This is a genomic window from Frigoribacterium sp. VKM Ac-2530 (assembly GCF_015350835.1).
In the GTDB taxonomy this organism is placed as follows: Bacteria; Actinomycetota; Actinomycetes; order Actinomycetales; family Microbacteriaceae; genus Frigoribacterium.
This window is the reverse complement of record NZ_JADKSE010000002.1, coordinates 745,674-758,378: the sequence shown is the minus strand read 5'-3', so window position 1 is coordinate 758,378 and position 12,705 is coordinate 745,674. Positions and strand designations below refer to the sequence as shown.

At 73.9% G+C, this 12,705-nt stretch carries 10 protein-coding genes; 6 read left to right on the top strand and 4 right to left on the bottom strand.

Annotated elements, in window-relative coordinates:
• The first annotated feature begins 62 nt into the window (after positions 1–62).
• From ITJ48_RS16260 to ITJ48_RS12455, 5 genes are all read left to right on the top strand, one after another.
• The gene (locus ITJ48_RS16260) at positions 63–2,087 is read left to right on the top strand and encodes a DUF6350 family protein (protein ID WP_228506891.1); all 2,025 of its coding nucleotides are present in this window, start codon (positions 63–65) and stop codon (positions 2,085–2,087) included.
• A gap of 123 nt (positions 2,088–2,210) precedes the next feature.
• Positions 2,211–2,804 carry a phosphoribosylglycinamide formyltransferase gene (gene purN / locus ITJ48_RS12470; protein ID WP_194613913.1) on the top strand — a complete coding sequence of 198 codons (594 nt, stop codon included), beginning with the start codon at positions 2,211–2,213 and terminating at the stop codon, positions 2,802–2,804.
• Positions 2,801–4,468, top strand: coding sequence for a bifunctional phosphoribosylaminoimidazolecarboxamide formyltransferase/IMP cyclohydrolase (gene purH / locus ITJ48_RS12465; protein ID WP_194613912.1), 1,668 nt, complete (start codon positions 2,801–2,803; stop codon positions 4,466–4,468). Before purN ends, purH begins: the two co-directional genes overlap by 4 nt.
• A 543-nt stretch (positions 4,469–5,011) precedes the next feature.
• Positions 5,012–6,844 (top strand): ABC transporter ATP-binding protein, encoded by a 1,833-nt coding sequence (locus ITJ48_RS12460; RefSeq protein WP_194613911.1) that lies wholly within the window; start codon positions 5,012–5,014, stop codon positions 6,842–6,844.
• Complete coding sequence (locus ITJ48_RS12455; protein ID WP_228506889.1) at positions 6,841–8,808, top strand: ABC transporter ATP-binding protein; 1,968 nt, start codon at positions 6,841–6,843, stop codon at positions 8,806–8,808. The genes ITJ48_RS12460 and ITJ48_RS12455 overlap by 4 nt, the downstream gene beginning before the upstream one ends.
• A 25-nt stretch (positions 8,809–8,833) precedes the next feature.
• Here ITJ48_RS12455 and ITJ48_RS12450 read toward each other — a convergent pair whose 3' ends face one another.
• The 4 genes from ITJ48_RS12450 to ITJ48_RS12435 all read right to left on the bottom strand — a co-directional run bounded on the left by ITJ48_RS12450 (position 8,834) and on the right by ITJ48_RS12435 (position 11,151).
• Positions 8,834–9,250, bottom strand: coding sequence for a hypothetical protein (locus ITJ48_RS12450; RefSeq protein ID WP_194613910.1), 417 nt, complete (start codon positions 9,248–9,250; stop codon positions 8,834–8,836).
• A 34-nt stretch (positions 9,251–9,284) separates the two neighbouring features.
• The gene (locus tag ITJ48_RS12445; protein ID WP_194613909.1) at positions 9,285–9,677 is read right to left on the bottom strand and encodes an MGMT family protein; all 393 of its coding nucleotides are present in this window, start codon (positions 9,675–9,677) and stop codon (positions 9,285–9,287) included.
• Positions 9,674–10,147: a GNAT family N-acetyltransferase gene (locus ITJ48_RS12440; RefSeq protein ID WP_123547763.1), complete on the bottom strand. Its 474-nt coding sequence runs from the start codon at positions 10,145–10,147 to the stop codon at positions 9,674–9,676. The genes ITJ48_RS12445 and ITJ48_RS12440 overlap by 4 nt, the downstream gene beginning before the upstream one ends.
• 65 nt (positions 10,148–10,212) lie before the next feature.
• Complete coding sequence (locus ITJ48_RS12435) at positions 10,213–11,151, bottom strand: ROK family protein (protein ID WP_370544908.1); 939 nt, start codon at positions 11,149–11,151, stop codon at positions 10,213–10,215.
• A gap of 344 nt (positions 11,152–11,495) precedes the next feature.
• Between ITJ48_RS12435 and ITJ48_RS12430 the strand changes: the two genes are divergently transcribed.
• Positions 11,496–12,701, top strand: coding sequence for an ROK family transcriptional regulator (locus ITJ48_RS12430; RefSeq protein ID WP_194613907.1), 1,206 nt, complete (start codon positions 11,496–11,498; stop codon positions 12,699–12,701).
• Positions 12,702–12,705 lie beyond the last annotated feature (4 nt).

Genomic DNA, 12,705 nt, shown 5'->3' with positions numbered 1-12,705 from the left:
GACGTCGGCCGCACGGCACGGCACGTCGGCCGCCCAGCGGCCCGGCGGTACAGTCGTGCCCGATGAACCGCCCTGTCACCGCCGTCTTCGCCGCGCTCGAGGCCCTGCTCGTCGTCGGCATCGGCGTCGGGCTGCCCGTCGTCGTCCTCAGCCTCCTCTGGGCGTTCCAGTACGGCCTCCAGATCGACTGGATCGTCTTCTGGCGCGCCGCCGTCGACATCTGGCTCGTCGGGCACGGCGTCGACCTCGACCTGCAGCTGGGAGCGGTGACCGCCGCCGCCTCCGGCGTCCCGGGAGCCGAGGCCCCCTTCGCCGTGACGATCGCCGCGCTCGGTTTCTCGGTCCTGACCGTCCTGCTCGGGGTGCGCGCCGGTCGCGCCGTCGCCGAGACCTCGCACCGTGTCGTCGGGGTCCTCAGCACCATCGGGGTCTTCGCCCTGCTGAGCCTGCTGGTCACCGCCACGGCCCAGCACCCCCTGGCCTCGCCCGTCCTGTGGCAGGGGATCGTCCTGCCGACGCTCGTCTACGCCGTGCCCGTCGTGGCGATGGCCGAGATCACGCGCCGACGTCGCGGCGAGCCGGCCGACCCCGTCACGGGCGCGCTCGTCTCGCTCGTCGCCCGCACGCCGCGCACCGCTCGCGTCGTCGCCGCCGCGGGCCTCCGCATCGGGACGGCGAGCGCGGCCGGCGTGCTCGCCGTCTCCGGCGTCGTCGTCGGTGTGCTGATGCTCACGAACTACGGCGAGCTGATCACCCTCTACGAAGGCGCGCACGCCGGGCTGCTGGGCGGCATCGCCCTGACCCTCGGCCAGCTCGCCCTGCTGCCCGACCTGGTCGTCTGGGCCGCCTCCTGGTTCGTCGGCCCCGGCTTCGCGCTCGGCACCGGCTCGGGCGTCTCGCCGCTCGGCACCTCGGTGGGGCCGATGCCCGCCGTGCCCTTCCTCGGGGCGCTGCCGACCGCCTCCTCGTCGTTCGCCTTCGTCGGGCTGCTCGTGCCGGTCGTCGCCGCGTTCGTCGTGACGACCCTGCTGCGCCCGCGGATCGAGCGGCTGCTCGCCGAGTCCGGATCGGCCGACGTGCTGCGTCGCGTGCTCGTCGGGGTCTCCGGCGGAATCGTCGCCGGGGTGCTGCTCGGCCTGCTCGCCTGGTCGGCCTCCGGAGCCGCGGGGCCCGGCCGGCTCGCCCACGTCGGGCCCGACCCCCTGCTCGTCGGCGCGTTCGGAGCCCTCGAGGTGGCCGTGCCCTCGGTGCTGGCGATGGTCGTCTCGCTGCGGAGCTTCCTCGGGCACGACGACGACACGGCGGCTGCTCCTGCAGGAGGTGCGCGTCCGGCCGGCGACGTCGAGACCGGCCCGCAGCCGGTGCTGTCGGGCACGTCCCCGTGGTCGCGGTCGTCGACGGGTGCTGCGGCCACGTCGTCCGGCCTCGTGCCGGAGCGCGCATCAGACCCGCCGTCCGAGCGCGCAGCCGACGACCGGACCGGCACCGGCGCCAGCCCCGCAGCCGCCCGCCTCGGCTCCGACCACGACGAGACGACCGACCACGGCGGCGAGCCGCTCGTCCCCTCGCCCGGCGCGGAGACCGACGGCGATGCAGGCGGCGAGGACGACCGCGTGGCCGGCCGGCGACGGCGGCTGGCGGAGCGGATCCGTCGGCTCCGTCCGCATCGCCGCACGGACGGCGCGGACAGCGGTGACGACGAGGACAGCGGCGACCACACGGACAGCAGGGACCGCGGGGCCGGCGGGGACGGGGCAGCCGACGCGCACGGCACAGCCGCTGTTCGGTCGGACACCCGGGCGCCGTCGATCGCCCAGGCCGACACGGACGAGACGGCCGTCGTCGAGACAGGGCTGCGCGCGCCCAGCGACCGCGTCCACGACCCCCGCGAGGCGCACGTCGACGCGGCGCGCGCCGCGCGTGCCGCACGCGACCGGGACCGCGACCAGGCCCGCGACCGCGAGGAGCACGACGACGAGCGCGACGGCCCCGCCCCGTGGTGGCGCAGGCTCGGATCGACCGCCGACCGGTCGGCCCCGGGGCCCGACGACGACGAGACCGAGCCGGTCCGCGGTCTCGACCGCTGACCCGCGCCTCCTCGGACCCGGAGGACCCGGAGGACCCGGAGGACCGGAGGACCCGGAGGGCTCTGAGGGCTCTGAGGGCTCTGAGGCCCCGGGAGCCCCCGCCTCGGCCACTAGGCTTGCCGGGTGCTGAAGCTCGTGGTGCTCATCTCCGGTGGCGGCTCGAACCTGCGTGCCCTGCTCGAGGCAGCGCACCACGACAGCTACCCCGCCCGCGTCGTCGCCGTCGGCGCCGACCGCGAGGCCGACGGCCTCGAGCACGCCGAGCACTTCGGCATCCCGACCTTCACCGTGCCGTTCTCGAGCTTCGACGACCGGGCCTCGTGGGGCGACGAGCTGCTCGCGCAGATCCGCCAGTGGCAGCCCGACCTCGTCGTGCTCAGCGGCTTCATGCGGCTGCTGCCCGTCGGGGTCGTCGACGCGCTGAGCCCGCACCTGATCAACACGCACCCTGCGTTCCTGCCCGAGTTCCCGGGCGCGCACGGCGTTCGTGACGCGATCGCCGCCGGCGTCGACCAGACCGGGGCGAGCGTCATCGTCGTCGACGCCGGCGTCGACAGCGGCCCGATCCTGGCGCAGCGCCGCATCCCCGTGCTGCCCGGCGACGACGAGTCGTCGCTCCACGACCGCATCAAGATCGTCGAGCGCGAGCTGCTGGTGCAGACCGTGCGCGAGATCGCCGACGGAACGACCGACCTCGAGGAGACGAGACCCGCATGAGCGGCCACCAGATCGACCCCACCCTCTACCGCGACCGGGACGCCGTCCCCGTGCGCCGCGCGCTCATCAGCGTGAGCGACAAGACCGGACTCCTCGACCTGGCCGAGGCGCTCGCCGCGGCGGGCGTCGAGATCGTGTCGACGGGCTCGACCGCGTCGACCATCCGCGATGCCGGCCACGACGTCACCGACGTGAGCGCCGTCACCGGGTTCCCCGAGTCGCTCGACGGCCGGGTCAAGACGCTGCACCCCGGCATCCACGCGGGCGTGCTCGCCGACCTGCGCCTCGAGTCGCACGAGCAGCAGCTCGCCGAGCTCGACATCGCGCCGTTCCAGCTCGTCGTCGTCAACCTGTACCCGTTCGTCGAGACGGTCGCGTCGGGCGCCGAGGCTCCGGCCGTGATCGAGAACATCGACATCGGCGGGCCTGCCCTCGTGCGCGCCGCCGCCAAGAACCACGCGAACGTGGCCATCGCCGTGTCGCCCGCCAGCTACGGGCAGATCGTGAAGTCGCTGACGCTCGGCGGCACGACCCTGGCCCAGCGGCAGCGCCTGGCCGGCGAGGCCTTCGCGCACACCGCCGCCTACGACACGGCCGTCGCCGCCTGGTTCGCCGAGAACGTCGGGGCGCGGGCCGAGCACGAGGCCGGTGCCGGAGCCGACGCAGCGACCGCAGCCGAGGAGGCGCGGGCCGGGTCGGCGGCGTTCGACGCCCCCCAGCACGTCGTCCTCGAGGGCACGCGGCAGGCCACGCTCCGCTACGGCGAGAACTCGCACCAGCAGGCGGCGCTGTACGCGTCGCCGGAGGGCGCCGGCATCGCCCAGGCCGAGCAGCTGCACGGCAAGGAGATGTCGTACAACAACTACGTCGACGCCGACGCCGCCCTGCGCGCCGCCTACGACTTCGCCGAGCCGGCTGTGGCGATCATCAAGCACGCCAACCCCTGCGGCATCGCCGTCGCCTCGGCCGACGCCGTCGACGCGATCGCCGACGCGCACCGTCGGGCCCACGCCTGCGACCCCGTGTCGGCCTACGGCGGCGTCATCGCGGCGAACCGCCCGGTCACCCTGGCCATGGCCGAGACGGTGAAGGACATCTTCACCGAGGTCGTCATCGCCCCTGCCTTCGAGCCCGACGCGCTGGCGCTGCTGCAGACGAAGAAGAACATCCGGCTGCTCGTGCTGCCGGCCGACTTCGCCCGCCCGACCGTCGAGGCGCGCCAGATCTCGGGCGGCCTGCTCGTGCAGCAGGTCGACTCGTTCGACGGCTTCTCGTCGCAGGGCTGGACGCTGGCCGCGGGCGACGAGGTCGACGCCGCCACGCGCGCCGACCTCGAGTTCGCCTGGCGGGCCTGCCGCTCGGTCAAGTCGAACGCGATCCTGCTCGCCGACGCCGGCGCCTCCGTGGGCGTGGGCATGGGCCAGGTCAACCGGGTCGACTCGTGCCAGCTGGCCGTGACGCGGGCGGGGGAGCGAGCACGCGGCTCGGTCGCCGCCTCCGACGCGTTCTTCCCGTTCGCCGACGGCCTGCAGGTGCTGCTCGACGCGGGTGTGCGCGCGGTCGTCCAGCCCGGCGGGTCGATCCGCGACGACGAGGTCGTCGCGGCGGCCGCCGCCGCGGGAGTCACGATGTACTTCACCGGCGAGCGGCACTTCTTCCACTGAGCCGTCGAGTCCTCGTCGACCGACGCCCCGGCCCGTGCGGCCGGGGCGTTCGTCGTCCGTCGTGGCACGCACGTGCCGCTCCCTCCGCCCGCTTCGCCCGCCCGCGGCCACGGCCGCCCGGACACCTGTCGCGCATCTTCTCGTCCCTCGCCCTTGCGGGGGAGGTGTCAGCACACATATCCTGAAAAGCTGCTCACAGCCGGTCGCTCGCGACTGACACGACGGACGAACGACGACCTGCACAGGAGGACACGATGAACTCGACGCTGACCACGGTGGCCTCGGCCCCCGCCGGTGCCCTCGTGCCTGCCGCCCGCACCTCCGTCGCCGCCCGCCGGGCAGCCCGGACCCTCGTCGGCTAGGCCGAGCGGGACGCAGGCCGGGCTCGCCGCCGGCACCGCACCTCCTCCACCCGGGCGCCTCGTGCGCTCCACATCAGGGTCGCCGCCGTGCCCTCACCAGGGCCCCGGGCCGCGACTCCCTCCCCAGCCGGTCGCCGCCGTGACGGCACCGACGCTCCCGATCACGACACTTGGATCAACCATGTCCCCGAAGTCCCCTCCGCCCCCGTCCGCGCCGCAGCGTCGCCCGTCGACGTTCCGGGCGCTGATGCGGCTCCGCCCCTACGCGAAGCCGGCCATCCCGCGCATCGTGCTCGGCGCCGTCGCCGCGCTCGCCGCCGCCGTCGTCGCCCTGCTCATCCCTGCCGTCCTCCAGTTGCTGGTCGACGGTCCGTTGTCGAGCGGCGACCGTGCCCAGGTGTGGCCGGCCTTCGCCGTCGTGCTCGGGCTCGGCATCGTCGAGGCCGTCATGATCGGCCTCCGTCGACGGCTCGTCCTCACGCCCAGCACCCACGTCGAGGCGTCGATGCGCAACTCGCTCTACGCGAAGCTGCAAGACCTGCCGGTGGCGTTCCACGACCGGTGGCAGAGCGGCCAGCTGCTCAGCCGGTCGGTCAGCGACCTCTCGCTGATCCGGCGCTGGCTCGCGTTCGGCGTCGTCCTGCTCGTCGTCAACGTGCTGACGATCGTCGTCGGCTTCGCCGTGCTCTTCTTCTACAGCTGGGCGCTCGCGCTCCTGTTCATGGTCGCGTCGATGCCCGTGTTCTTCGTCAGCTTCGCGTTCGAGAAGCGCTACTCGATCGTCGCGCGGCGCAGCCAGGACCAGGTCGGCGACCTCGCGACCAGCGTCGAGCAGAGCGTGCACGGCATCCGGGTGCTCAAGGCCTTCGGCCGCGGCAAGCACTCGCTCGACGAGTTCGCCAAGCAGGCCGACGACCTCCGCGGCACCGAGATCGAGAAGGCCCAGGCCATCAGCCGGCTGTGGCTGTGGCTGCTGCTCGTGCCCGACGTCGCCTTCGCCCTCTGCCTCCTCGGCGGCATCTGGCTGGCCGCCGACGGCCAGCTGACCGTCGGGCAGCTGTTCGCGTTCTTCGCGACGGCCACCGTGCTGCGGTGGCCCGTCGAGTCGATCGGGTTCCTGCTCTCGATGACCTTCGACACCCGCACGGCGGCCGACCGGTTCTTCGAGGTGCTCGACAGCGAGAACGCGATCACCGATCCTGCCGAGCCGGTCACGATCGAGGCACCGGAGGGGCGGCTCGAGTTCGCCGACGCCCACTTCCGCTACCAGGACAGCCCGGCCCAGTACCCGGACCTCGTCAACGGCGTCGACCTCGTCGTCGAGCCGGGCGAGACCATGGCCCTCGTGGGGCTCACCGGCTCGGGCAAGACGACGCTCCTCGCGCTCGTCTCGCGGCTGTACGACGTGACGGGCGGAGGCGTCCGGATCGACGGCGTCGACGTGCGCGACCTCTCACGGCAAGAGCTGCGCCGGCTCGTCGGCATGGCGTTCGAGGACGCGACGCTGTTCAGCGCGTCCGTCCGCGACAACGTGCTGCTCGGCCGTCCCGACCTCGCCGACGACCCCGCCGAGGCCGACCGCGTCATGCGCGAGGCCCTCGAGATCGCCCAGGCCGACTTCGTCGACCGCCTGCCAGACGGCGTCGACACCCGCGTCGGCGAAGAGGGGCTGAGCCTCTCGGGCGGGCAGCGCCAGCGGCTCGCCCTGGCCCGCGCCGTCGCGGCGCGTCCCGCGATCCTCGTGCTCGACGACCCGCTGTCGGCGCTCGACGTCGACACCGAGGCCCGGGTCGAGGCCGGCCTCCGCCGGGTGCTCGCGTCGACGACCTCGTTGATCGTCGCGCACCGTCCGTCGACGGTCACCCTCGCCGACCGCGTCGCCCTGCTCGAGAACGGCAGGGTCACCGCGGTCGGCACCCACTCCGACCTGCTCGCCACGAACGAGCACTACCGCTGGGTGATCTCGTCCCTCGACGACGACACCACGCCCGCCCGAGAGGAGGTGCTGGCATGACCGAGCAGACGACGCACGACCAGACCACGCGCCGCACCGATGACGCGCCCGACGGCGCGGTCCGTGACGACGGGATGGTCGACGGCACCGGGGGCGGCCCCGCCCACGAGGCCCTCGACGGCCGTACCCCGGCCGAGAAGCGGGCCGAGCAGGGCTCGACGACCCAAGGCGTCCGCGGCGAGGAGCGCGACGACTTCACCAAGGCCGAGAGCAAGCGGCTCCGTCGTCGTTCGCTGCGCCTCCTCGGCTCGCTGATCCGTCCGCTGCGCTGGCGGCTGGCGCTGATGGCGGTCGTCGTCATCATCAGCACCGCCTCCCAGGTGGCCGGCCCCGCCCTGATCGCGTTCGGCATCGACACCGCGCTGCCGGCGCTGATGGACCGACAGGACTGGGCACCGGCGATCCTCGTGGTCGTCGTCTACCTCGTGACGGGCGTGCTCGGCGCGGTGCTGATGGCGCAGTACACGGTGCTGTCGGCGCGGATCAGCCAGGCGATCCTGTTCGACCTGCGCAAGCGGCTGTTCCTGCACACGCAGCGGCTCAGCCTCGAGTTCCACGAGACGTACACGTCGGGGCGCATCATCTCGCGCCAGACGAGCGACCTCGACTCGATCCGCGAGCTGCTCGACTCGGGCATCAACCAGCTCGTCTCGGGCCTGCTCTACATGGGGTTCACCGCGATCGCGCTGGTCAGCCTCGACGCGCCGAGCGGGCTCGTGCTCGCCGTCGCGCTCATCCCGCTGATCGCGCTGACGCGGTGGTTCCAGGTGCGCTCGCAGAAGCTGTTCCGTGCCACGCGCGTCGCCAGCGCCCGGGTGATCGTGCACTTCGTCGAGACGATGACGGGCATGCGGGCCGTGCAGGCGTTCCGCAAGGAGGCGCGCAACGAGAAGGAGTACGCCGGCTACGTCGAGGAGTACCGCCAGGCCAACTCGAAGGTGTTCACGCTGTTCGGCACGTTCGACCCGGGCCTGGTGCTGATCGGCAACGCCACCCTCGCGGCCGTCGTGCTCTTCGGCGGGTTCCGCGTGATCGACGGCTCGCTCGAGATCGGCGCCCTGCTCGCGGCGGCGCTGTACGCGAAGCGCTTCTTCGACCCCGCAGAAGAGATGGCCATGTTCTACAACGGCTACCAGTCGGCCTCGGCGGCGCTCGAGAAGATCTCGGGCGTCCTCGAGGAGGAGCCGAGCGTGCCCGACCCCGAGTCGCCCGTCGACCTGCGGCACGCGAAGGGCGCCGTCGTCTTCGACGACGTCGAGTTCGCGTACTCGGCCGACACGGTCGTGCTGCCCGAGTTCGACCTCGACGTGCCCGCGGGGCAGACCATCGCGCTCGTCGGCTCGACCGGCGCCGGCAAGTCGACGCTGGCCAAGCTCATGTCGCGGTTCTACGACCCGACCCGCGGCCGCGTCACGCTCGACGGCGTCGACCTGAGAGACCTGCACCCGAAGGACCTCCGACGAGCCATCGTCATGGTCACGCAGGAGGCGTACCTGTTCTCGGGCTCGGTGGCGGACAACATCTCGCTCGGCAAGCCGGACGCGACGCGCGACGAGATCGAGCGCGCCGCCCGCGCGGTCGGCGCCCACGAGTTCATCGTGGCGCTGCCCGACGGGTACGACACCGACGTGAACAAGCGAGGCGGGCGGGTCTCGGCCGGGCAGCGCCAGCTGCTGTCGTTCGCGCGGGCGTTCATCGCCGACCCGGCGGTGCTCATCCTGGACGAGGCGACCGCGTCGCTCGACATCCCGTCGGAGCGCATGGTGCAGGAGGCCCTGCAGACTCTGCTCGCCGACCGCACCGCCGTGATCATCGCGCACCGGCTGTCGACGGTGGCGATCGCCGACCGGGTGCTCGTCATGGAGCACGGTCGCGTCGTCGAGGACGGCACTCCCGCCGACCTCATCGCCGGCACCGGGCGGTTCGCACAGCTGCACGCGGCCTGGCGCGATTCGCTCGTGTAGGCCGCCTCCCCGTCCAGGTGCGGCGTCAGCCGCGCCAGGCCCAGACCGTGCCGTCGTCCGCGACGACGGTCCAGTCGCCGCAGCTCCAGCCGGTCGTCGGCGCCGGGTCGGGCAGCCACGCCGGAGACAGCGGCGGCGCGGCCGTGACCGGCTCGACGGCGGCGCAGCCCGCGGCGTCGGCGGGGAGGGCGGCGCTGTGGAACGTGAGGACCGCCTCCTCGGGGGCCTCACGACTCGTCATCGCCCGGATGTCGACCGCGTCGGTCGGCACCCAGGCATCCAGCACGAACGAGCGCGTGCCCGCCTTGGGCGCGTCGCCGTAGCGGTCGAACTCCCACGTCTTCTCGTCGGAGCCGAGGCCCAGGGCCGAGCAGGAGGAGGCGGTGACGCAGACGGCGGCGGCGACGGCGACGGCGGCGGCGAGACGGGGGAGCGAGGGCATGTTCCGATCGAAGCGCCTGGCAGCCGCGAGCGCGTCAGCCGAACGGGTCGACCGGCTCGTCCGACAGGCTGACGTCGGGCCACCAGGAGGCGCGCTCGAGGTCGACCCGGACCGTGCCGGTCCGCGACCACCGCAGCGGCGTCCCCTCGGCGCGCCACTGCTCGAGCGCGCGCTGGCCGTGGCCCTCGGGTGCGTGTCCGGACGCCTTCACGATCCGCCACCACGGCAGATCGGCGCCCGCGTGCGCCATCACCTTGCCGACGCCGCGCGACGAGCGCGAGCCGACGGCCGCCGCCACCGAGCCGTACGACATGACCCGCCCCTCCGGCACGGACTCGACGACCGAGACGACGCGCGAGACGAAGTCGTCGCCCGGCGAGGTGTCGTCAGCCGGGGCGTCGCCGGGAGCGGCTGCCCCCGCGGTCACTCGCCCTGCGGCGTCGGGCTGATGGTGAGCGCCGCGAGGTGCTCGCCGTACGGCGTCTCGCCGACGACCTCGAAGCCGATGTGGGCGAAGAAGCGCTCCGGGCCGTCGTCGCCCGGCTCGTAGATGACGGTGAGCGTGTCGAAGCCGCGGCTGCGCGCCTCGCCTGCGAGGGCGTGGATCGCGAAGCGCCCGACGCCCCGGCCCTGGTGCTCGGCCGAGACGTTGACCCGCCAGATGCAGCTGCGCAGGGACTCGTCGTCGGCGTCCGCGTCGAAGTTGCCCATGATGAAGCCGACGACCTCGTCGCCGTCGAGCACGACGCGGGGCCAGGCCGTGGTCGGGTTCACGTACGCCTCGGCGATCGAGTGCGAGACCGGGGCCACGTACTGCTCTTGGCCCGGCTTCAGCGTCAGGTTGTTGGCCGCCACGACGGTGGCGGCGGACAGGGTCTCGAGGCGCAGGTCCGACATGGCCTCAGGGTAACGGGGCAGCCCCGCCCGGCACCACTGCCGCGGGGAGGATGTGGACGACCGCCTCAGTGAGCGACGGCGACGGGGGCAGGGTCGGCCTGCGCACCCGCCATGGCGGCCCCGACGGCCGCGGCGGGCATGCCCGCGGGCAGCAGCACGAGCCGCGAGGCGAGGTCGAGCGACGCGATGAACGAGGAGGCGGCGGCCTGGTGGGCGAGCGCCTCGCGCACCGGCTCCATCAGCTCGTCGCCGAGCGCGCTCATCCCGCCGCCGACGACGATCGTCTGCACGTCGACCGTCAGGGCCAGCAGCCGGACGGCCTGCGCGACGCCGTCGACCAGGGTGCGTCGGGCCTGCACGGCCAGGTGGTCGCCGTCAGCCGCCGCGTCGAGGAGGGCGCGGGCCGGGTGCAGGGCGGTGGTCGGCCAGAGCCGGGCCGCAGCCGACCCCGAGGCCACGGTCTCGAGGCAGCCGCGCTGTCCGCACGCGCACCAGGCGCCGGCCGGGTCGACGGGGACGTGGCCGATCTCGCCCGCCGCGCCGAGCGCGCCGCGGCGGACCTGACCGTCGAGGACCAGCCCGGCGGCGAGGCCGGTGCCGAGGTTCAGGTAGGCGATCGAGCCCTGCAGGGACATCGCGTGCCACGCGCCGAGCGCTGCGGCGTTGACGTCGTTCTCGACCCGGACGGGCACGCCGAGGCGACGGGCCAGCTCGTCGCCGAGCGCCGTGTCGACGAGGCCGAGGTTGACGGCGTGGCCGACCCTGCCTGTGGTGGCGTCGACGACGCCGGGCACGCCGACGCCGACCGACGCCAGACGGTCGAGCGGCACGCCGGTGAGCGCCGCGAGGCGCTGCGCAGCCTCGACCGCGTTGCGCACCACCTCGTCGGCCCCGAAGCCCGAGGCGAGCCGGACGCGGTGCACCGGTCGGGGCGACCGGGCGCCGTCGTCGGCGACGGCCACGGCGTCGATCTTCGTCCCGCCGATGTCGAGGCCGAGCCTCACGGGCACGCCCTCGACGCCGTGGCGTGATCGCCGCGAGGAGCCTCGGCGGCGACCAGGACGGGCCTCACGACGATGCCGGGGAAGGCGGGGACGGGCCTGCTCATGGGTGTTAGTAAAGCTTACTAACCGAACGGCAGCAAGCACGAGAGGCCCGAGATCTCGGGCTCGTTTCGGGTATTGACCAGCCGTGTTTCCTGCTCGTAAACTCACCGCACCAGCCTTGACAACGTGTTTGTAAGGCATTTTTACTAAACGGCAACGCTGCCGGGCCCGTCTCGCACCACGAGACGGCGCACGCCTCTCGAGGCCCCGGTCGGCGACGCCCGAGACGAGAGGAGGCGACCGTGCCCCGAGCAGCCGCCCCCCGTGCCGCCGGCGTCGCCGCCCTCGGTGCCGGTGCCGCTCCCGCGGTCGCAGAGCGCGCCTCCTCGACCCTGCGGGTCACCGCCAAGTCGCTGCCGCAGCACACCCGGGCCCGCAACCGCTCGCTCGTGCTGCAGACCCTCTGGCACCGGGGCTCGATGAGCCGCGCCGACCTCGCCCGCGAGAGCGGGCTCACCCGACCGACCGTCTCGGGCATCGTGCAGGAGCTGGCCGACGAGGGGGTCGTGGCCGAGCTCGGCCTGCGCGGCGACTCCCGGGTCGGCAAGCCGGCGACGCTCGTCGGCATCCGGCCCGACTCCTTCCACATCCTCGCGCTCGACCTCTCGTCGGCGGACCGTTTCTCCGGCGCCGTCGTCGACGTCCGCGGCGAGGTCGTCGGCCGGGCCAGCGTCGACATCGACGGGGCGACGGGCGAGGCGGCCGTGGCGCTGGCCGAGCGCCTCGTCGACGAGCTGTCCTCGCTGACGACCACGCGCCTCCTCGGCGTCGGCGTGGGCACGCCCGGCATCGTCGACCACCAGGGCGTCGTACGGACCGCCGTGCACCTGGGCTGGTGGGACCTGCCGCTCGCGGCCCGGCTGAGCGCCCGCACGGGCGTGCCGGTGCACGTCGGCAACGACGCGAACCTGGCCGCCCTCGGCGTGCACACCTTCGGCGACCCGGAGCGCGACCCGTCCCGCAGCCTGATGGTCATCACCATCGAGCACGGCGTCGGCGTCGGCCTCATCGTCGGGGGAGCGCTCGTCGAGGGCGACCGCTTCTCGGCCGGCGAGATCGGGCACGTCACGGTCGACGAGGCCGGCGACGTCTGCGCCTGCGGCCGACGCGGCTGCCTCGAGGTCTCGCTCGCGGCGCCGGGGCTGTCGGCCCGCCTCCTCGCCGTCGACCCCGGCTCGCGCGGCGCCGTGCTGCACGCCGCGGGGCGCGACCTCGGCTTCGTGCTCGCCCCCGTCGTGAGCGCCCTGGGGCTCGACGAGGTCGTGCTCTCCGGGCCCCGTGAGCTGCTCGACGGCGTGCTGCTGCGCGCGGCGGTCGAGACCGTCAGGGCCCGCACGCTCGCGGCCGTCGGCCAGGGGCTCGTCCTCCGCTACGCGGGCGACGACCGCGACCTGGCGGTGCTCGGCGCCGCCTCCCTCGTGCTCTCGGCCGAGCTGGGCGTCTCGTGACGGC

Excerpts from the sequence above, each read along its gene's own strand:
- ITJ48_RS16260 (WP_228506891.1), top strand. The coding sequence starts at position 63 with ATGAACCGCCCTGTCACCGCCGTCTTCGCCGCGCTCGAGGCCCTGCTC.
- purH (WP_194613912.1), top strand. The coding sequence starts at position 2,801 with ATGAGCGGCCACCAGATCGACCCCACCCTCTACCGCGACCGGGACGCC.
- ITJ48_RS12460 (WP_194613911.1), top strand. The coding sequence starts at position 5,012 with ATGTCCCCGAAGTCCCCTCCGCCCCCGTCCGCGCCGCAGCGTCGCCCG.
- ITJ48_RS12455 (WP_228506889.1), top strand. The coding sequence starts at position 6,841 with ATGACCGAGCAGACGACGCACGACCAGACCACGCGCCGCACCGATGAC.
- ITJ48_RS12450 (WP_194613910.1), bottom strand. The coding sequence starts at position 9,250 with ATGCCCTCGCTCCCCCGTCTCGCCGCCGCCGTCGCCGTCGCCGCCGCC.
- ITJ48_RS12440 (WP_123547763.1), bottom strand. The coding sequence starts at position 10,147 with ATGTCGGACCTGCGCCTCGAGACCCTGTCCGCCGCCACCGTCGTGGCG.